The sequence below is a fragment of the Pseudomonas sp. AC112 genome (genome assembly GCF_979253545.1).
In genome coordinates, this window is record NZ_CEEDCM010000001.1 from 2,232,559 (window position 1) to 2,252,378 (window position 19,820).

The window sequence follows — 19,820 nt, forward strand, 5'->3', positions numbered from 1 at the left end:
AGGCAAGCCAGCTCCCACATTAGATCTTCATGGGTCTTGAGTCAGAGGTGGCTCAATACCAACGCGCCTCACCCGGCGGGCGCTTCTTGAAGCGTTTCATGCTCCACATGTACTGGCTCGGGTACGCGCCGACATACCGCTCCACCACCTTGCTCATCGCCGCGCAGGACGTGGCGGTGTCGGTGCTGTACATGTCTTCCGGCGCCGCTTCCAGGATCACTTTGTAACCCGAACCGTCCGGGAGCCGCAGCGCATGCAGGAACACGCCCACCGCCTTGTGGCCGGCGAGCATGTTCGGCACGAACTTGCTGGTCAGCGCCTGGGTGGCGAAGAATGGCACGAAGATCCCGGCGGATTCGGCAGGCTCCGGGTCGGCGGGGATACCTACCTGGCCGCCTTTGCGCACTTCCTTGATCACACTGAGAATGCCTTCCTTGGTCGACGCGGCCACACGGTTGCCCAATTGCACGCGCTGCTTGCGCAGCAATTCGTCCACCGCCTTGAGTTTGGGCGGGCGGTAGAAAATGATCGGTTTGCATTGGCTGCAATAGAAGTGGTTCAGCACTTCCCAGTTGCCCAGGTGGCTGGTGATGCCGACCACGCCTTTGCCCGAGGCGAGGGCTTCGTGCAGCACTTCCAGGCCTTCGACTTCACGCACCAGGTCAATGGAGCGCTGGGCCGGCCAGATCCAGGCGCAGGCGCTTTCGGTCAGGGACTTGCCGATGTCCATCAGGCTGCGGCCGACCAGCGCTTCGCGCTCAGCGGCGTCCATGTCCGGGAAGCATTTGGAGAGGTTGATCCGCACGGTGTCGCGGGAACGATTGGGGGTTTTCCACATAATCCAGCCAATGGCCGTGCCGACGGCCTGGACAGCGCGCCATGGCAGCAGGGCAAACAGCCGGAGAGCGCCTACCAGCAAGGCGCCTTTAAACTTTTCCACAGGTCACTCCTGATCGTGTGTGGTGCGCAAAGCCGGCATTCTAACCGGCGTTGGACAAGTCCGCGTAACGGTCGCAGTCCTGAGTGTGGTCCATGACCATGCCCGAGGCCTGCATGAAGGCGTAGCAAATGGTCGGGCCAACAAAGGTAAAGCCGGCTTTTTTCAGCGCCTTGCTCATCGCTTCGGCCTCAGGCGTGATCGCCGGGACTTCGCCGCGATCCTTGAAATGGTTGACCTTGGGTGTGCCGCCGACGAAGGACCAGAGCAACCCCACCGGGTCCTCCAACGCCAGCCAGGCGGCGGCATTGCGTCGGGTGGCATTGAGTTTCAGGCGGTTACGCACGATGCCCGGATCGAGCATCAGCGCTTCGATCTCGGCGTCGCTCAGTTGGGCCAAGCGCTGCGCATCAAAACCAAACAAGACCTTTCGATAATGCTCGCGTTTGCGTAAAACGGTGATCCAGGACAGGCCCGCCTGGAACCCTTCGAGCAAAAGCAACTCGAACAAACCCTGCGCATCGCGCAGCGGCGTTCCCCACTCCTGATCGTGATAAGCCATGTACAGCGGATCTTCAGAACACCAAAAGCAGCGTGGCATAAGGCTCCAGGGGATGGTGGCGCGGCCGAATCGGGTATACTCCCGCTCTTTAAATCGCAGCCCAAGTAACAGGTGAATTTCGTGAGCCAGCCTACGCCAGCCGTGCGTACCTTCCAAGACTTGATCCTCGCCCTCCAGCAATACTGGGCCGAGCAAGGTTGTGTGGTACTTCAGCCCTACGATATGGAAGTAGGCGCCGGCACTTTCCACACCGCTACATTCCTGCGGGCCATCGGCCCGGAAACCTGGAACGCCGCTTATGTGCAGCCCAGTCGTCGCCCGACTGACGGCCGCTACGGCGAAAACCCGAACCGTCTGCAGCACTACTACCAGTTCCAGGTGGTACTGAAGCCGAACCCGGACAACTTCCAGGAACTGTACCTGGGCTCGCTGAAACACGTCGGCCTCGACCCACTGGTCCACGACATCCGTTTTGTCGAAGACAACTGGGAATCGCCGACCCTGGGTGCCTGGGGCCTGGGCTGGGAAGTCTGGCTCAACGGTATGGAAGTGACGCAGTTCACTTACTTCCAGCAAGCCGGTGGCATCGAGTGCTACCCGGTGACCGGCGAGATCACCTACGGTCTCGAACGCCTGGCCATGTACCTGCAGGGCGTGGACTCGGTCTACGACCTGGTGTGGGCTGACGGTCCGTTTGGCAAAGTCACCTATGGCGACGTGTTCCACCAGAACGAAGTGGAGCAGTCCACCTACAACTTCGAACACGCCAACGTCGACAAACTGTTCGAACTGTTCGACTTCTATGAAAGCGAAGCCAAGCGCCTGATCGAACTCGACCAGCCGCTGCCGTTGCCGAGCTATGAAATGGTGTTGAAGGCCTCCCATACCTTCAACCTGCTGGACGCGCGCCGTGCCATCTCGGTCACCGCACGCCAGCAATACATCCTGCGTGTACGCACCCTGGCGCGTTCCGTCGCCCAAGCCTACCTGCTGGCTCGCGCCAAGCTGGGCTTCCCGATGGCAACCCCGGACCTGCGTGATGAAGTGTTGGCTAAGCTGGAGGCTGCACAATGAGTGCTCAAGATTTCCTGGTTGAACTGGGCACCGAAGAGCTGCCACCCAAGGCACTCAATACCCTGGCCGACGCATTTCTGGCCGGTATCGAAAAAGGCCTGCACAGCGCTGGCCTGAAGTTCGAAGCGAAAAAAGTCTACGCCGCGCCACGTCGCCTGGCCGTGTTGCTGACCGCGCTGGAAACCCAGCAGCCGGACCGCAGCATCAACCTCGACGGCCCACCGCGCCAGGCGGCGTTCGACGCCGATGGCAACCCGACCCAGGCCGCCCTTGGTTTTGCCAAGAAGTGCGGCGTGGAACTGAGCGAGATCGACCAGAGCGGCCCGAAACTGCGTTTCAGCCAGGTCATCACCGGCAAGCCGACCGCCAGCCTGTTGCCGACCATCGTCGAAGATTCCCTGAACGACCTGCCGATTCCCAAGCGCATGCGCTGGGGTGCTCGCAAGGAAGAGTTCGTGCGTCCGACCCAGTGGCTGGTGATGCTGCTCGGTGATCAAGTCATCGACTGCACCCTCCTCGCCCAGAAAGCCGGTCGTGATTCCCGTGGCCACCGCTTCCACCACCCGCAAGCCGTACGCATCACGTCGCCGGCCAACTACCTCAACGACCTGCGCGCCGCCTATGTGCTGGCCGATGCCAACGAGCGTCGCGAGCTGATCAGCAAGCGCACCGAAGAGCTGGCCCGCCTGCAGGAAGGCACCGCCATCGTGCCGCCAAGCCTGCTCGACGAAGTGACGGCGTTGGTTGAGTGGCCAGTGCCGCTGGTGTGCTCGTTCGAGGAACGTTTCCTCGACGTGCCGCAAGAAGCGCTGATCACCACCATGCAGGACAACCAGAAGTATTTCTGCCTGCTGGACGTGGACGGCAAGTTGCTGCCGCGCTTCATCACCGTGGCCAACATCGAGAGCAAGGACCCGCAGCAGATCATCGCCGGTAACGAAAAAGTCGTTCGCCCGCGCCTGACCGACGCCGAGTTCTTCTTCAAGCAAGACAAGAAGCAGAAGCTGGAAGACTTCAACCTGCGCCTGCAGAACGTGGTGTTCCAGGAAAAACTCGGCAGCGTCTACGACAAGGCCGTACGAGTCTCCAAGCTGGCCGCCTACATTGCGCCACGCATTGGTGGCGATTCCGCCTGGGCTGCGCGTGCAGGCTTGCTGTCCAAGTGCGACCTGGCCACCGAGATGGTCGGCGAGTTCCCGGAGATGCAAGGCGTTGCCGGCTACTACTACGCACTCAACGACGGCGAGCCAGACGATGTTGCCCTGGCGCTGAACGAGCAGTACATGCCACGCGGTGCCGGCGCTGAACTGCCGACCACCCTGACCGGTGCAGCCGTGGCGATCGCCGACAAGCTGGACACCCTCGTGGGTATCTTCGGTATCGGCATGTTGCCAACCGGCAGCAAAGACCCGTATGCCCTGCGCCGTGCGGCCCTGGGCGTGCTGCGTATCCTCATCGACAAGAAGCTCGACCTCGACCTGACCCAGGCCGTGGTGTTCGCCGTCGGCCAGTTCGGTGCCAAGGTCAAGCAAGCCGGCCTGGCCGAACAAGTGCTGGAGTTCGTGTTTGACCGACTGCGTGCGCGCTACGAAGACGAAGGCGTGGACGTGTCGGTGTACCTGTCGGTACGTGCCCTGCAGCCGGGTTCGGCGCTGGACTTCGACCAGCGCGTACAAGCCGTGCAGGCCTTCCGCAAACTGCCGGAAGCCGATGCCCTGGCCGCCGTGAACAAGCGTGTGTCGAACTTGCTGAGCAAGGCCGAAGGCCTGGGCAATGCCGACGTCGACCCTGGCCTGTTTGCAGACGCCAAGGAGTTTTCGCTGAACTCGGCCATCGCCAAGGCTGAGAACGCGGTGAAACCGTTGATCGCCGAGCGCAACTACGCCGAAGCCCTGGCGCGCCTGGCGACCTTGCGTGAGCCGGTGGATGCGTTCTTTGAAGCCGTGATGATCAATGCCGACGATGCCGGCGTGCGCAAAAACCGCTACGCGATGCTGGCGCGCCTGCGCGGCTTGTTCGTCAATATCGCTGACATTTCGACGCTGAGCTGACCATGTTGAAACTGCTGATTCTCGATCGGGACGGGGTGATCAATTACGACTCCGACGCTTACATCAAGTCGGTGGCGGAGTGGATTCCACTGCCCGGCTCGATCGAGGCCATCGCGCAGTTGAGCAAAGCCGGCTGGACGGTGGCCATCGCCACCAACCAGTCCGGCATCGCCCGTGGTTACTACGACATCGACACCCTGGACGCCATGCACGCGCGCTTGCGCACGCTGGTGGCCGAGCAGGGCGGTGAAGTGGGGTTGGTGGTGTATTGCCCCCACGGGCCGGATGAGGGCTGCGATTGCCGCAAACCCAAGCCCGGCATGTTGAAAACCATTGCAGAACATTACAAGGTGCCGTTAGCTGGGATATGGTTCGTCGGGGACAGCCTCGGTGACCTGGAGGCGGCCAAAGCCGTCGACTCTCAGCCAGTTTTGGTTAAGACCGGAAAAGGCGAAAAGACCCAGGCGAAAAACCTGCCGGTAGGCACCTTGATTTTTGACGATCTGGCGGCCGTTGCCGCAGAACTTATCAACAACTAGCCACCCTCGACTTCCTGAACAAGGATTGCTCGGGAGTGCGCTTTTAGCAGGCGGGCCGTGTCCCGCAACGGTAAATGCCGCCATGTCGATTTTGCAGGCCATCAGAACCTTTTTCTTTTACCTGCTGTTGGGCACCAGTTCGTTTCTCTGGTGCACCCTGAGCTTTTTTATCGCGCCCTTCCTGCCGTTCAAGGCGCGCTATCGCTTTATCAACGTCTATTGGTGCCGCTGCGCGTTGTGGCTGACCAAGGTGTTCCTGAATATCCGCTTCGAGATCAAGGGAGCGGAAAACGTCCCGGACCAGCCCTGCGTGATTCTGTCGAACCACCAGAGCACCTGGGAGACGTTCTTCCTGTCGGCGTACTTCTCGCCGTTGAGCCAAGTACTCAAGCGTGAGTTGCTGTATGTGCCGTTCTTCGGCTGGGCCATGGCCATGCTGCGTCCGATCGCCATCGACCGTGATAACCCCAAGGCCGCGCTCAAGCACGTGGCCAAGAAGGGCGACGAGCTGCTCAAGGATGGTGTTTGGGTGCTGATCTTCCCCGAAGGCACTCGTGTGCCCTACGGCACCGTAGGCAAGTTCTCACGTGGCGGCACGGCGTTGGCCGTTAACGCCAACCTGCCCGTGCTGCCGATTGCCCACAACGCCGGAAAATTCTGGCCAAAAACCGGTTGGGCTAAACGCGAAGGCACCATCACCGTGGTCATCGGCGAACCGATGTACGCAGATGGTGAAGGGCCACGGGCGATTGCTGCGCTGAATGACCGTGCTGCGGCCTGGAATGAAGCACAGCAACGGGCCATGGGTTCGCTGCCGCCTGAGCCCGTTGTGGTGGACACGCCGGTGATCTGAGCATCTGTGGATAACCTGTGCACGGTTTGTTGGCGAATTGCGCTTTTTGGCTAATAAGGATCTGATTTTATTACATATTTCCTAAGCTCATAAAATCACGGAAAAGGTGCATAAGTTTTTCCGCAAAAAAAAACCGGTCCTTGCGACCGGTTTTTTATGCACAGCAAGAAAGTAGGATTTCTCAGTCTTCCAACAGGGGCAATTGCAGGCTGAACGTGGTGCCTTTGCCTACCACGCTTTCACAGCTGATACGTCCACCATGGCGCTCTACCACCGCTTTGACCATGGTCAGTCCAAGCCCCAAACCTTCACTACCCTGGGCGGAATCAAAGCGCCGGTATTGGCTGAACAGCTCGGGCAGGTCCTCTGCCGCAATCCCAGGCCCCTGGTCACTGATACGACATTCCAACCAGCCCTGCGCACTGCTGTGTCTGAGCCGGACAGTGGTGCCGGAGGGCGAATACTTGATGGCGTTCTCCATCACGTTGAACAACGCCCGCGTGAGCAGTGACTGATCCGCAGACACCATGCCCTCATCGGCCTCATCAAGGTCGTGAACTAGGTGGATTCCCTTGAGCTGGGCAATCAACGCGACTTGGTCAAAGGCATCCATGACCAACATGGCGAACAATGTTGGCTGGAACTGGTAACCGTCAGCCTCGGCCTTGGCCAGTTGCACAAAGGATTCCGTGAGACTCAAGGCGCGACGAACTTGCTGTTCGATCTGGGCGAACACCGGCGACTCACTGTTATGCACATCCAGCAGCGCGAGGATCGCCGAGTGTGGTGCACGCAGGTCGTGGGACAGGAACCGTAACATCGTCTCGCGATGTTGCTGGGCTTCGCGCTCCTTGCTCAAGTCCGTCAGGCTCAGCAGCCAGCCCAGTGCGACATCGCCTTCGGCGGGCAACAAGGGCGCCAGCTCCATGCGCAGGCTGCGTTGGTGGATATCCCGGAACTCGACCAACTCCAGCGCCGAGAGGGCAGGGCGCACGCCATTGTGCAGCGGCGGGTAGCCCAGGTCGGCCAACTGCTCCAGCAGGTTTTCGGTAACAAGGTCATTGCCGAACACGTCACGGGCGATGCGGTTGGCCAACAGAATATTGCCCTTGGGGTCGGTGATCAGCGTTGCCACCGGCAGGCATTCCAGGCCATCGGCCATAAAGCGCCGCGTGTCACGCGTGCGGCTAACGGCCTGCTCCAGGGCAAAGATACGTGCCTGCAAGACATCGCCCCTGCTGGCGGGCGCACGGCGGCGTTCGGGCAGGACTTTGGGTTCGTTGTCCAGGCGCGCCAGTTCCCAGCCGAAGTAAGCGAGAATCACACTGAGGCGACGCCAGTTCCAAATCAGGTAACTGAGCAGCAAACCGATCAGACAGGCTGCGGGCGACCACCAGTGACCCAGGCGCAACAGGGCCAAGGAACCCAGCAACGCGGCAGACATGCAGCCCAGGGTCACCCACAACGCGTAGCGCGGACGGTAGAGCAGCAAGCCCAACAGCAATGCCACCAGGGACGTCGCCATAAGCGCCGCGAGCCATCCCGGCAAATCGACAATGCTGCGGCCTTGAAGCAAGCCATTGAGTACGTTGGCTTGTATCTCCACACCTGCGGTGGTGCCAACCGTGGAGGACAGCGGCGTGACAAAACGATCGCCCAAGCCTGAAGCCGTTGACCCCACCAAAATCAGGCGACCGCGCAACTGCTCGGGCGGTACTTCACCGCGCAGTACGCTGACGTAGGACACGCTAGGAAAATGGGTGTGTGGTGCGATGAATGGGATGCGGATCGAGTGTTCACGGTGCCAGTGTTGGGGGACCGTCTGCAGAGGCTCACCCGGCATCTCTGACAACTCGCCACTCATCTCGTAGGCCAGCCAAGCCAGTTGGGGCGCCGTGGCGTCTGGCGGACCTTCACGCAGGTACAGGCTGCGGACCACACCGTCGTTGTCGGCCTCCACATTGATGTGGCCCACACCCTTGGCACATTTAAGCAGCGGCTGCATCTGTGCGCCGGGTTGGCTATAGCTCGCCGTGCCCTCACGCACCAGCGGCAGCAACACATTGCCGGCATTGCAGACCGCCTCTGCCAGGCGTTTGTCATTGGTCGGGTCGCCGGCTTCACTGAAGATCACGTCGAACAGGATACCCGCCGGTTGTGCCGCATTGAGACGATCGATCAGGTCAGCATGCAAACTGCGCGGCCAGGGCCATTGGCCAAGCTTTTTCAGGCTGGGGTCGTCGATGGTCACCAGCAGGATACGCGGGTCTACCGGTAGCGGCGTGAGGCGGCGCAGGCTGTCATACAGCGGGTTATTCAGCGCCAGGCCTGGGCTCAAGGACAGGTAAGCGGTGATCGGCAATAGCAGCAAGCCAATCCACAGCCACTCGCGCACTAAGCCGTGAAACAGGCGCTGGGCATGGGTAGGTTGGCGTTTCTCGGCCTGGCCCCAAAGCTTCATAGGTCAGCGTGCCTGGGCGGTGGGTGGGTAGTAGAAGATGTCATAAACCCCGGTTTCTCCCTCCAGGCCGTTTTCATCGTATGCCGACAAGCGCACGTGATAGAACGAGGCTTTGAGCCCAGTGAAGCTCATTTTCGGCGTGCTGGAAAAGTTTTCCTGCTTGATATTCATAAAGGCTCTGTCAATGGCGACTTGGGCGCGGTACCGCTGGGCACCCGGCAGTGGCCGAAGGTACAGACTCCAGACCGGCGCATCGCCCTTTTGGCCATCCTGCCCCACGAGCTTCGGTGCGGTGAGCAACTCAACGGGTTTCAAATCACCGTGTTTCTTGAACAGCAAACCTTGCCGGGCGCCCACGTTGACCTCCTGTTCCACGGTCCGGGTCTCTGGCTCGCGATTGACGGCGACCTGACCGTCCAACACTTCGAGTACCGCTTGCTCAGTGTCGTTACGCACCCGAAAGTGCGTGCCTCGTACACCCAGCACACCCACGGGGGTGACGATCTGGAAACGGTCATGCTCGCTGGTGCGCTTGATCACATACGCTTCCGCCTGGCCCTGATCGAGTACAACCTGGGGAATAGACTGCTTCTTTTCCAGATGCAGTCGCACCTGGGAACTGGAAGGTAATACCACCCGGGATCCGTCACCCAGCAACAAGCTGACGAACGCCGACGCCGATGTCTTTACACCTTCCTGTTCATCAATGGTCATGCCTTCCAGCAACGGGCTTGCCTTGCCTTTGGTATCGAGTTTCCACGCTTCCCCGGTGAGGTGCTGAACCACTGCCGGTAAAGGCTGGGCTCGGCACAGAAAATCGTCATCAATGTAAGGCGAACGATTCTTGGCGGCAGCCCCCACAGAGCCGACCGCCATGATCAGCAATGGGGGGAGGGCGCGACGTAAGCGGTTCGGTGAAAGGATCATGAGGCTCATCAAGGTTGGGGTTCCAGAGGGCGTCGGCTATCAGCGCACAGGAGTTTACGACAGCGCATGCGTCGGCTGATCCTTTTCCTTATGGTCGGGAGCCGGTATCTTTCCCACATCGGTTGCGAGGACTTTCAGTGGGTCCCCCCCTCATTGATCCCAGCGTACCGAGAGATCCAAGGGGTCGACGAATCTGAGCACAATTCTTCAGATTCAACGGCCGGCATCTGCGCAGTACGTGCCCATCAATAACACCAGGCCGTCGGCTGCCGTACTCTTTAAGTAGAAAGGACCCACCCATGCGTGTCGCAATACTGGATGACGAACCCGCGGAACTGCGCCGGGTGGAACAGACACTGCGACAAATCCCCAGCACCGCCGAACACCCCTGGACCCTGCATTGCTTCGAACGCGGTGAAGACCTGCTTCGCCAACTGCGCCGGGAAACGTTCGACCTGTTGATACTCGACTGGCAATTGCCCGATATCACCGGGATTGCATTGCTACGCTGGACCCGCGAACACATGGAGTCGCCTCCTGCCGTCATCATGCTCACCAGCCGTGACGCCGAGAGCGATATCGTCACTGCGCTGAACAGCGGTGCCGATGACTACGTCAGCAAACCCTTTCGCCCCAATGAACTGAAGGCGAGGGTCACGGCGGTTCTGCGTCGCCACGGCCTGCAGAAATCCGCCAACCATGAAGTGCAGAGCTTCAACGACCTGACCTTCGATGACGCGGAATTGACCGTCACCCGCGCGGGTAAACCCATCAACCTGACCGAGCGAGAGTACCGCCTGGCCAGTTGCTTATTTGCCAATTTGGCGCGGCCACTGTCTCGCGAGTACCTCTACGAACGGTTCTGGACCCATGAAGAAATGGTGTCCTCACGTCCGCTGGATACGCATATCTACCGGTTGCGCAACAAGCTGGGGCTCACCGCCGATCGCGGTTGGCAGCTGCTGACCATCTACGGCTATGGGTACCGATTGGAGAGCGTGGCGGCTGTATCGGAAAGCTAAAAACGCTGATGTTCCACGTGGAGCAATTTCTAGATCACTGAACACCGCCCAATAAAAAAGGCCAACGCTTAGCGTTGGCCTTTTTTGGTTTGGCTGTTTGCCTGAATCAGAAGTCCAGGTTAGACACCGCCAGTGCATTGCTCTCGATGAAGTCACGACGAGGTTCGACCGCATCACCCATGAGGGTGTTGAAGATCTGGTCCGCGCCAATGGCGTCTTCGATGGTCACGCGCAGCATACGACGCTGAGCCGGGTCCATGGTGGTTTCCCATAGCTGATCCGGGTTCATTTCGCCCAAACCTTTGTATCGCTGGATGGTGTGACGCTTGGTGCTTTCGGCCATCAACCAGTCGAGGGCTTCCTTGAATTCCTTGACCTGCTTCTTGCGTTCGCCACGCTGAATATAAGCACCATCGTCCAGCAGGGTGCTCAGTTGCGCGCCCAGGGTAACCACGGTCTTGTAGTCATTGCTGCCGAAGAAGTCGCGGTTGAAGGTGACGTAGTTAGACAGGCCGTGGGAGATCAGTTCGACCTCTGGCAGCCAGACGTTACGTTCACGGTCTTCACGCAGGCTGGCTTTATACACCAGGCCGGACTTCTCCGAAGTGCGCAGGCGGGTTTCGTATTGAGCCAGCCAATTCTGCATGTGGGCGTGATCACCCAATTGCTCCAGGCTCACGGAAGGCAGGTAGATGAAGTGCTCGGTCAGCTCCTGCGGGTACAGGCGCGACAGACGCTTGAGGGTCTTCATGACCATGCGGAAATCGTTAACCAGACGCTCCAACGCCTCACCGGAGATACCCGGCGCTTCGTCGTTCAAGTGCAGGCTGGCATCTTCCAGGGCCGACTGCGTCATGTACTCTTCCATGGCGTCGTCGTCTTTGATGTATTGCTCTTGCTTGCCTTTTTTCACTTTGTACAACGGCGGTTGGGCGATGTAGATATAACCGCGCTCGATCAGCTCCGGCAACTGACGGAAGAAGAAGGTCAGCAGCAGGGTACGGATGTGCGAACCGTCGACGTCAGCATCGGTCATGATGATGATGTTGTGATAACGCAGCTTGTCGATGTTGTACTCGTCACGACCAATACCGCAGCCCAGCGCCGTGATCAAAGTGCCAACTTCCTGAGAAGAAATCATCTTGTCGAAGCGCGCTTTCTCGACGTTGAGGATCTTACCCTTCAACGGCAGGATGGCCTGGGTGCGACGGTTACGACCCTGCTTGGCGGAACCGCCAGCAGAGTCACCTTCCACCAAGTACAGTTCGGAGAGGGCAGGGTCCTTCTCCTGGCAGTCAGCGAGTTTGCCCGGCAGGCCGGCAATGTCCAACGCGCCTTTACGACGGGTCATTTCACGGGCCTTACGCGCGGCTTCACGGGCACGTGCAGCGTCGATCATCTTACCGACGACCAACTTGGCTTCGTTCGGGTTCTCCAGCAGGAAGTCGGAGAAGTACTTGCCCATCTCCTGCTCCACTGCGGTCTTCACTTCGGAAGACACCAGCTTGTCTTTGGTCTGGGAGCTGAACTTCGGATCCGGTACTTTGACCGAGATAATCGCAGTCAAGCCTTCGCGGGCATCGTCACCGGTGGTGGCAACTTTATGCTTCTTCGCCAGGCCTTCGGCTTCGATGTAGGTGTTCAGGTTACGCGTCAGTGCCGAACGGAAACCCACCAGGTGAGTACCGCCATCGCGCTGAGGAATGTTGTTGGTGAAGCACAACAGGTTCTCGTTGAAACTGTCGTTCCACTGCAGGGCGATTTCCACGCCAATGCCGTCTTCACGCTGGATATTGAAGTGGAACACCTGGTTGACCGCAGTCTTGTTGGTGTTCAGGTATTCAACGAATGCACGCAAACCGCCTTCGTACTTGAACAGCTCTTCCTTGCCGCTGCGCTCATCCTTGAGGACGATACCCACACCGGAGTTGAGGAAGGACAATTCACGAATACGCTTGGCCAGGATGTCCCAGCTGAAGTGAATATTCTTGAAGGTTTCTGCCGATGGCTTGAAGTGGATCTGGGTGCCGGTGGTTTCACTGTCGCCGACGATTTTCATCGGTTCTTGTGGAACGCCATGAACGTAGGTCTGCTCCCAGATCTTGCCGCTGCGGCGAACAGTCAGGATCAGCTCTTCGGACAGTGCGTTCACTACCGAAACGCCCACACCGTGCAAACCGCCGGAGACCTTATAGGAGTTGTCGTCGAACTTACCGCCAGCGTGGAGCACGGTCATGATGACCTCTGCCGCCGAAACGCCTTCTTCTTTGTGCACGTCTACCGGAATGCCGCGACCGTTGTCGCGTACGGTAATCGACTCATCCGGGTGGATGATAATGCTGATGTCGTCGCAGTGACCGGCCAGAGCTTCGTCGATGGAGTTGTCGACCACCTCGAACACCATGTGGTGCAGACCGCTACCGTCATCAGTGTCGCCAATGTACATACCGGGACGTTTGCGTACGGCATCCAAACCTTTCAGCACTTTAATGCTGGTCGAGTCGTACGTGTTTTCTTCGCTCATGCCTTCACTCCCGATGGTCGTGGGTCTGGGTGATACGGCCTTGTTCCACGTGGAACAAAGCGACTGGCGTTTCCGTCTGCCAGCCTTCCCTCAATAATTCGTGGTCTACACAGGTGATAAACACCTGGCAGCGTAATTCTTCCAACAAGCGGCATAGCGCGCGGCGGTGTTGCTCGTCGAGCTCAGACGGCAAGTCATCCACCAGATAAATACACTGTCCACGTCGGGCCTGGCTAACCAGATGGCCCTGGGCGATCCGCAATGCACACACCACCAACTTCTGCTGGCCACGGGACAAGATGTCCGCAGCATTGTGAGCGCCTAACCTAAGGCGCAAATCAGCTCGCTGGGGGCCGGCTTGGGTATGGCCAATTTGCTGATCCCGCTGCAAGGACGTTGCGAGCACTGCACTCAGCTCACGCTCTTTGTCCCAACCCCGGTAGTAACTCAGCGTCAGTCCCTCGAGATCCAACAATTCACTCAAGGTCTGCTCAAAGACTGGTTTCAAGGCTTTGATGTAAGCACGGCGGTATTCATCTATTTCGTCGCTGGCCAGGCACAATTCCCGGTCCCAGGCCGCTTGCGAAGCGGCGTCAAGTGTACCATGCCGCAGCCATGAGTTCCGCTGCCGCAGGGCCTTCTGCAAGCGCTGCCACGTGGCCATGAACCTGGGTTCCACGTGGAACACTCCCCAATCGAGGAATTGTCTGCGAATTTTTGGTGCACCTTCCAACAGACGAAAACTGTCGGGGTTGATCAATTGCAGCGGCAGGATCTCCGCCAGCTGCGCAGCACTGCGAGCATTTTGCCCGTCAATGCGGATTTGGAACTCTCCGCTGCGATCACGGGAAATCCCCAGGCTGCTGTGCCCACCTTCTGCCAGTTCAACCTGGCCAAATACCGTGCATGCCAACTGCTCATACTGGATGACCGGTAACAAGCGCGCACTGCGAAAGGAACGGGCAAGCCCCAACAAGTGAATGGCTTCCAGCACGCTGGTTTTGCCACTGCCGTTGGCGCCGTGGAGGATATTGATGCGGGGGGAGGGGGAGAAGGTCACCGGGTGCAGATTGCGCACCGCGGTGACCGAGACGCGACTGAGGGACATCTAGCTTCTGCTGAGCATGGTTACAGGCGCATCGGCATGACAACGTAAGCCGAGTCGTCGTTGTCGGATTCCTGCACCAGGGCGCTGCTGTTGGAGTCCGAAAGAATCAGGCGAACCTGCTCGGTGGTCATCACACCCAGCACGTCCAGCAGGTAACTCACGTTGAAGCCGATCTCCAGCGAACCGCCGTTGTAGTCGACACCCACTTCTTCTTCCGCTTCTTCCTGCTCCGGGTTGTTCGCCTGGATCTTCAACTGACCGTTGGCCAGTTGCAGACGGATACCGCGGTACTTTTCGTTGGAAAGAATCGCGGTACGGCTAAACGCTTCGCGCAGTGCCTGACGATCACCGAGAACCAGCTTGTCGCCACCTTTAGGCAGCACGCGCTCGTAATCCGGGAATTTGCCGTCCACCAGCTTGGAAGTGAAGGTGAACTCACCGGTGGTGGCGCGAATATGGTGCTGACCCAACACGATGCTGACGTTGCCTTCCGGCTCAGTGAGCAGGCGCGCCAGCTCAAGGATACCCTTGCGTGGCACGATCACCTGGTGACGGTCTGGCTGGCCGATATCGGCGCGCATCGAGCACATCGCCAGGCGGTGACCGTCTGTAGCCACGGCGCGGATGATGCCTTCCGACACTTCCAGCAGCATGCCGTTGAGGTAGTAACGCACGTCCTGCTGGGCCATGGCGAAGCTAGTGCGCTCTATCAAGCGACGCAGCTTGCTCTGCTCCAGGCTGCAGGTCAGCGAGCCCGGGCCTTCTTCAACGGTCGGGAAATCATTCGCCGGCAAAGTGGACAGGGTGAAACGGCTGCGACCGGCCTTGACGACCAATTTCGCTTCATCAACCTTGATGTCGATCAGCGCATCGTTCGGTAGGCTTTTGCAGATATCCATCAGCTTGCGCGCTGGCACAGTGATCTCGCCCGGCTCGGCGGGCTCTTCCAGCTGAACACGACCGACCAGCTCGACTTCCAGGTCGGTACCGGTCAGGGACAATTGCTGGCCTTCGACAACCAGCAATACGTTGGAGAGCACCGGCAAGGTCTGTCGGCGCTCGACGACGCCTGCGACCAGTTGCAGGGGTTTCAACAGGGCTTCGCGTTGAATGGTGAAATGCATGGTCTAGTCCCTTGCCTTAATAAGCTGCGCTGGTGTCATCAAGTTGTCAGTGTACGCAGCAGGTTCTTGTAGTCCTCGCGAATATCCGCGTCGGATTCCTTAAGTTCGTTGATCTTGCGGCACGCGTGCAAGACCGTGGTGTGGTCGCGCCCGCCAAACACATCACCGATTTCCGGCAGGCTGTGGTTGGTCAACTCCTTAGAGAGGGCCATGGCCACCTGACGAGGACGTGCCACCGAGCGCGAGCGGCGCTTGGACAGCAGGTCGGAAATCTTGATTTTGTAGTACTCGGCCACGGTGCGCTGGATGTTATCCACACTCACCAGTTTGTCCTGCAGTGCCAACAAGTCTTTGAGGGATTCGCGGATCAGCTCGATGGTGATGTCGCGGCCCATGAAGTGCGAATGCGCAATCACGCGCTTGAGCGCGCCTTCCAGCTCACGCACGTTGGAGCGAATACGCTGGGCGATGAAGAACGCTGCATCGTGCGGCAAATCGACTTTGGCCTGATCGGCCTTTTTCATCAGGATCGCGACCCGGGTTTCCAACTCCGGCGGCTCTACCGCAACGGTCAGGCCCCAACCGAAGCGCGATTTAAGGCGTTCTTCGAGGCCTTCGATTTCTTTCGGGTAACGGTCGCTGGTCAAGATGACCTGTTGGCCACCTTCGAGCAGGGCGTTGAAGGTGTGGAAAAACTCTTCCTGGGAACGCTCTTTGCGGGCAAAGAATTGAATGTCATCGATCAGCAACGCATCAACCGAGCGGTAGAACCGCTTGAACTCGTTGATCGCGTTGAGCTGCAAGGCCTTGACCATGTCAGCCACGAAGCGCTCCGAGTGCAGGTACACAACCTTGGCGTTCGGGTTCTTCTTTAATAGGTGGTTACCCACAGCGTGCATCAAGTGGGTCTTACCCAAGCCAACGCCGCCGTAAAGGAAGAGCGGGTTGTAACCATGCTTGGGGTTATCGGCTACCTGCCAGGCGGCTGCACGAGCCAGTTGGTTGGATTTACCTTCGACGAAGTTCTCGAAGGTGAACGTACGGTTCAGGTAGCTGGTGTGCTTGAGCGCGCCTTCGACCTGCACGGTGCGCTGCTCGGCGCGGACCGGAGCCTGCTGGGAGCTTGCGCCTGCCATCGGGTCGAAGCTGTCGCGGGACGGCTCTTCATTTATGGGCGCGTTTTTCTGCGACGCGGATTTCGAAGCCGTCTGGGCCACCGGTGCTGGCGAGTTATTAACAGGCGCTGCTGCTGCCTGTGCCTGCGAGGCACTCGCCGCCAATGGCGCGTTCGGCGCAGCGCGAGGAGCGGAGCTGCGTTTGCTGCCTATTAACAAGGAGAGCACGGGCGCGAGTCCGTTGCCATGTTCGTCGAGCAATTCGAGAACGCGGCTCAGGTACTTCTCGTTGACCCAGTCGAGAACAAAACGATTGGGCGCGTAGACACGCAACTCGTCGCCTTCGGCTTCGACCTGTAGCGGACGGATCCAGGTGTTGAATTGCTGGGCAGGCAGCTCATCGCGCAAAAGCTCCACGCACTGCTGCCAAAGTTCCACTGACACGGATATCCCCTAAGTTGAAAGCCGGTGAGGCAAAAACAGCCGCCATTGTAGCGGCGAGCCGCCCACTTATCCACATGTAGCTTGATCACAGGCCGGCCAAAATCAATGTCTTAACGGTAATAAAGGCGACCAATGGTCTGTGCATAAGCTCTGTGGATAAGCCTATCTAAGGTCGTTGTACAAGTGGGGTCGAAAGTCTGTGGGTAACTGTCCTGTGGATAACAAGCCATTCCACACACAGCTTATCCGACAGCGCAGCACAGGCAGAGCACCGTTTCTCCCCCGTGTTGTCATTCTCTGTACATCAGGTGGAACATGGCCTCAAGGCAGTTATCCACAGAGGAAGGCCTGCCTAGCTTTTATAAGCTTTACAGAAAAGCTTTAAATAACTTCCTTCTTTATTTTTATATCTATTCCACGACCGGTAGAAGCCTGGCGGACAGAAATGACCGGATGGCCTGTGGAGATCTAATTAAAGGAAAAGCTGGTTGGAAATTGACCTAGAGGCTTGCTTTCACTAGAATCGCCGGTCTCTTAAAACGGGGGCCATTCCGGCCCGTTGTGGACGAACCAGGTAACAACGCCATGAAACGTACTTTCCAACCAAGCACCATCAAACGCGCCCGCACCCACGGCTTCCGTGCTCGCATGGCTACCAAGAACGGCCGTGCTGTCCTGTCGCGTCGTCGCGCCAAAGGTCGTGCGCGTCTGGCAGTTTGATAATCCGGTACTGGTGGTGAGTCAGGACTTCAGTCGGGAAAAGCGTCTGCTAACCCCCCGGCATTTCAAGGCAGTCTTTGACTCCCCCACCGGCAAGGTTCCGGGGAAAAATCTCCTGCTCCTTGCGCGTAACAACGATCTTGATCACCCCCGACTTGGGTTGGTGATCGGCAAGAAGAGCGTAAAGCTCTCCGTTGAGCGCAATCGCCTCAAGCGTCTGATGCGCGAATCGTTTCGCCTCCACCAGGACACTCTGGTTGGTTGGGATATTGTTATCGTCGCGCGCAAAGGCTTGGGGGACGTAGAAAACCCCGAATTGATTCAGCATTTCGGCAAGCTCTGGAAACGTTTGGCGCGTACCAACAAGCCAGCACCAGCAGTCGGCACCGAAACTGTAGGGGTAGACAGCCTTGATGCGTAAACTGGCCCTCGTTCCGATCCAGTTTTATCGCTATGCCATTAGTCCTCTGATGGCCAACCACTGTCGTTTCTACCCCAGTTGTTCCTGCTACGCGTTAGAGGCCATAGAAAACCATGGTCTTCTGCGCGGTGGCTGGCTGACCTTTCGTCGTTTAGGTCGCTGTCATCCGTGGAATCCCGGTGGTTATGACCCGGTTCCACCTATCCCTACCTCCCGTTCTTCTTCGATGGCCGAGTAATCATGGATATTAAACGCACGATCCTGATCGTCGCCCTGGCAATCGTGTCCTACGTCATGGTTCTTAAGTGGAACCAGGACTACGGCCAGGCTGCCCTGCCGACTCAGAATGTTGCTACCAACCAGGCTGCGCCGGCTATTCCGGACACCCCGCTGGGTAACAATGCGTCCGCGAGTGCCGATGTTCCCAGCGCGAATGGCGAGACAAGCGCCCCTTTAGAAACGCCAGTGGTCACCAATAAAGACCTCATCCACGTCAAAACGGATGTGCTCGACCTGGCTATCGACCCACAAGGTGGTGATATCGCGCAGTTGAAACTGCCGCTGTATCCACGTCGCCAAGACCATCCGGATGTTCCGTTCCAACTGTTCGATAACGGTGGTGAACGTACTTATCTGGCGCAAAGCGGCCTGACCGGCACCAATGGTCCGGATGCACGTGCTACCGGTCGTCCGGTTTATTCGACCGAACAAAAGACTTATCAACTGGCTGATGGCCAGAACCAGTTGAACGTCGACCTGAAATTCAGCCTCGACGGCGTCAATTACATCAAGCGCTTCAGCTTCACCCGTGGTCTGTACGACTTGAAGGTCACTTACCTGATCGACAACGAAAGCGACAAGCCATGGAGCGGCAACCTGTTTGCCCAGCTCAAGCGTGACGCCAGTTCCGATCCTTCTTCCAGCACTGCCACCGGCACCGCGACTTACCTGGGCGCTGCCCTGTGGACAAGTAACGAGCCGTACAAAAAAGTGTCGATGAAAGACATCGACAAGGGCTCGCTGAAAGAAACCGTCCAAGGTGGTTGGGTAGCCTGGCTGCAACACTACTTCGTGACCGCCTGGATCCCGAACAAGGGTGATGCAAACCTGGTTCAAACCCGCAAGGACAGCCAGGGCAACTACATCATTGGCTTTACTGGCCCGGCGTTGACCGTCGCACCCGGTGCCAAGGCTGAAACCAGCGCTACTCTGTACGCCGGCCCGAAAAGCCAGGCTGTGCTGAAAGAGTTGTCCCCAGGTCTGGAACTGACTGTGGATTACGGCTTCCTGTGGTTCATCGCCCAGCCGATTTTCTGGTTGCTGCAACATATCCACAGCATTGTGGGTAACTGGGGCTTCTCGATCATCTTCCTGACCATGCTGATCAAAGGGATCTTCTTCCCGCTGTCGGCAGCCAGCTACAAGTCGATGGCGCGCATGCGTGCCGTAGCACCGAAACTGGCGGCGCTGAAAGAACAACATGGCGATGATCGGCAGAAAATGTCGCAGGCCATGATGGAGCTGTACAAGAAAGAGAAGATCAACCCGCTGGGTGGATGCTTGCCGATTCTTGTGCAAATGCCGGTGTTCCTGTCGCTGTACTGGGTTCTCCTGGAAAGCGTGGAAATGCGCCAGGCCCCGTTCATGCTGTGGATAACTGACCTGTCGATCAAGGACCCGTTCTTTATCCTGCCGATCATCATGGGCGCGACCATGTTTATCCAGCAGCGCTTGAACCCGACTCCGCCGGATCCGATGCAGGCCAAGGTAATGAAAATGATGCCAATCATCTTCACCTTCTTCTTCCTGTGGTTCCCTGCTGGTCTGGTGCTGTACTGGGTGGTCAACAACGTGTTGTCGATCTCTCAACAGTGGTACATCACACGTAAAATCGAAGCGGCTACCGCAAAAGCCGCGGCGTAATTTACTCTGTGGATA

General features: G+C 58.4%; 17 protein-coding genes. 9 read left to right on the forward strand and 8 right to left on the reverse strand.

Features of this window, described 5'->3' with window-relative positions; genetic code table 11:
• Positions 1-52 precede the first annotated feature (52 nt).
• Together AC0IYN_RS10355 and AC0IYN_RS10360 are read right to left on the reverse strand one after the other, a co-directional pair.
• Positions 53-940 carry a lysophospholipid acyltransferase gene (locus tag AC0IYN_RS10355; RefSeq protein WP_406596192.1) on the reverse strand — a complete coding sequence of 296 codons (888 nt, stop codon included), beginning with the start codon at positions 938-940 and terminating at the stop codon, positions 53-55.
• Positions 941-980: 40 nt separating this feature from the next.
• Positions 981-1,538: a DNA-3-methyladenine glycosylase I gene (locus AC0IYN_RS10360; RefSeq protein WP_406596193.1), complete on the reverse strand. Its 558-nt coding sequence runs from the start codon at positions 1,536-1,538 to the stop codon at positions 981-983.
• Positions 1,539-1,619: 81 nt separating this feature from the next.
• Here AC0IYN_RS10360 and glyQ point away from each other — a divergent pair, with 81 nt between their 5' ends.
• From glyQ to AC0IYN_RS10380, 4 genes are all read left to right on the forward strand, one after another.
• Positions 1,620-2,573 (forward strand): glycine--tRNA ligase subunit alpha, encoded by a 954-nt coding sequence (gene glyQ / locus AC0IYN_RS10365; protein WP_003187265.1) that lies wholly within the window; start codon positions 1,620-1,622, stop codon positions 2,571-2,573.
• Complete coding sequence (glyS, locus tag AC0IYN_RS10370) at positions 2,570-4,624, forward strand: glycine--tRNA ligase subunit beta (protein WP_406596194.1); 2,055 nt, start codon at positions 2,570-2,572, stop codon at positions 4,622-4,624. Before glyQ ends, glyS begins: the two co-directional genes overlap by 4 nt.
• A gap of 2 nt (positions 4,625-4,626) precedes the next feature.
• A complete protein-coding gene (gene gmhB / locus AC0IYN_RS10375; RefSeq protein ID WP_016978727.1) occupies positions 4,627-5,163 on the forward strand; it encodes a D-glycero-beta-D-manno-heptose 1,7-bisphosphate 7-phosphatase in 537 nt (178 codons plus the stop codon).
• 82 nt (positions 5,164-5,245) lie between these two features.
• Complete coding sequence (locus tag AC0IYN_RS10380; RefSeq protein ID WP_457239513.1) at positions 5,246-6,016, forward strand: lysophospholipid acyltransferase family protein; 771 nt, start codon at positions 5,246-5,248, stop codon at positions 6,014-6,016.
• A 181-nt stretch (positions 6,017-6,197) separates the two neighbouring features.
• Here the strand turns inward: AC0IYN_RS10380 and AC0IYN_RS10385 are convergent, their stop codons facing one another.
• Complete coding sequence (locus AC0IYN_RS10385; RefSeq protein WP_458376144.1) at positions 6,198-8,477, reverse strand: CHASE2 domain-containing protein; 2,280 nt, start codon at positions 8,475-8,477, stop codon at positions 6,198-6,200.
• Positions 8,478-8,480: 3 nt separating this feature from the next.
• The gene (locus tag AC0IYN_RS10390) at positions 8,481-9,353 is read right to left on the reverse strand and encodes a FecR family protein (RefSeq protein ID WP_406596261.1); all 873 of its coding nucleotides are present in this window, start codon (positions 9,351-9,353) and stop codon (positions 8,481-8,483) included.
• Positions 9,354-9,703: 350 nt separating this feature from the next.
• On the opposite strand from AC0IYN_RS10390, the gene AC0IYN_RS10395 reads away from it, so the two are divergent.
• Positions 9,704-10,426 (forward strand): response regulator transcription factor, encoded by a 723-nt coding sequence (locus AC0IYN_RS10395; protein ID WP_457232087.1) that lies wholly within the window; start codon positions 9,704-9,706, stop codon positions 10,424-10,426.
• 106 nt (positions 10,427-10,532) lie between these two features.
• Here AC0IYN_RS10395 and gyrB read toward each other — a convergent pair whose 3' ends face one another.
• The 4 genes from gyrB to dnaA are packed head-to-tail and all read right to left on the reverse strand — an operon-like array spanning position 10,533 to position 16,741.
• A complete protein-coding gene (gyrB, locus tag AC0IYN_RS10400) occupies positions 10,533-12,950 on the reverse strand; it encodes a DNA topoisomerase (ATP-hydrolyzing) subunit B (protein ID WP_078046197.1) in 2,418 nt (805 codons plus the stop codon).
• Positions 12,951-12,954: 4 nt separating this feature from the next.
• Entirely contained in the window at positions 12,955-14,058 is a 1,104-nt protein-coding gene (recF, locus tag AC0IYN_RS10405; RefSeq protein WP_406596199.1) for a DNA replication/repair protein RecF, read from the reverse strand.
• 20 nt (positions 14,059-14,078) lie between these two features.
• A complete protein-coding gene (gene dnaN, locus AC0IYN_RS10410) occupies positions 14,079-15,182 on the reverse strand; it encodes a DNA polymerase III subunit beta (RefSeq protein ID WP_010207719.1) in 1,104 nt (367 codons plus the stop codon).
• Between the two features lie 38 nt (positions 15,183-15,220).
• Entirely contained in the window at positions 15,221-16,741 is a 1,521-nt protein-coding gene (gene dnaA, locus AC0IYN_RS10415; RefSeq protein ID WP_406596200.1) for a chromosomal replication initiator protein DnaA, read from the reverse strand.
• A gap of 585 nt (positions 16,742-17,326) precedes the next feature.
• Between dnaA and rpmH the strand changes: the two genes are divergently transcribed.
• The 4 genes from rpmH to yidC are packed head-to-tail and all read left to right on the forward strand — an operon-like array spanning position 17,327 to position 19,805.
• Positions 17,327-17,461: a 50S ribosomal protein L34 gene (gene rpmH, locus AC0IYN_RS10420; RefSeq protein WP_003213577.1), complete on the forward strand. Its 135-nt coding sequence runs from the start codon at positions 17,327-17,329 to the stop codon at positions 17,459-17,461.
• A 13-nt stretch (positions 17,462-17,474) separates the two neighbouring features.
• Complete coding sequence (gene rnpA / locus AC0IYN_RS10425) at positions 17,475-17,882, forward strand: ribonuclease P protein component (protein WP_471844767.1); 408 nt, start codon at positions 17,475-17,477, stop codon at positions 17,880-17,882.
• Positions 17,875-18,120, forward strand: coding sequence for a membrane protein insertion efficiency factor YidD (gene yidD, locus AC0IYN_RS10430; RefSeq protein WP_003213574.1), 246 nt, complete (start codon positions 17,875-17,877; stop codon positions 18,118-18,120). Before rnpA ends, yidD begins: the two co-directional genes overlap by 8 nt.
• A 2-nt stretch (positions 18,121-18,122) precedes the next feature.
• Positions 18,123-19,805 carry a membrane protein insertase YidC gene (gene yidC / locus AC0IYN_RS10435; RefSeq protein WP_078050839.1) on the forward strand — a complete coding sequence of 561 codons (1,683 nt, stop codon included), beginning with the start codon at positions 18,123-18,125 and terminating at the stop codon, positions 19,803-19,805.
• Positions 19,806-19,820: the final 15 nt, after the last annotated feature.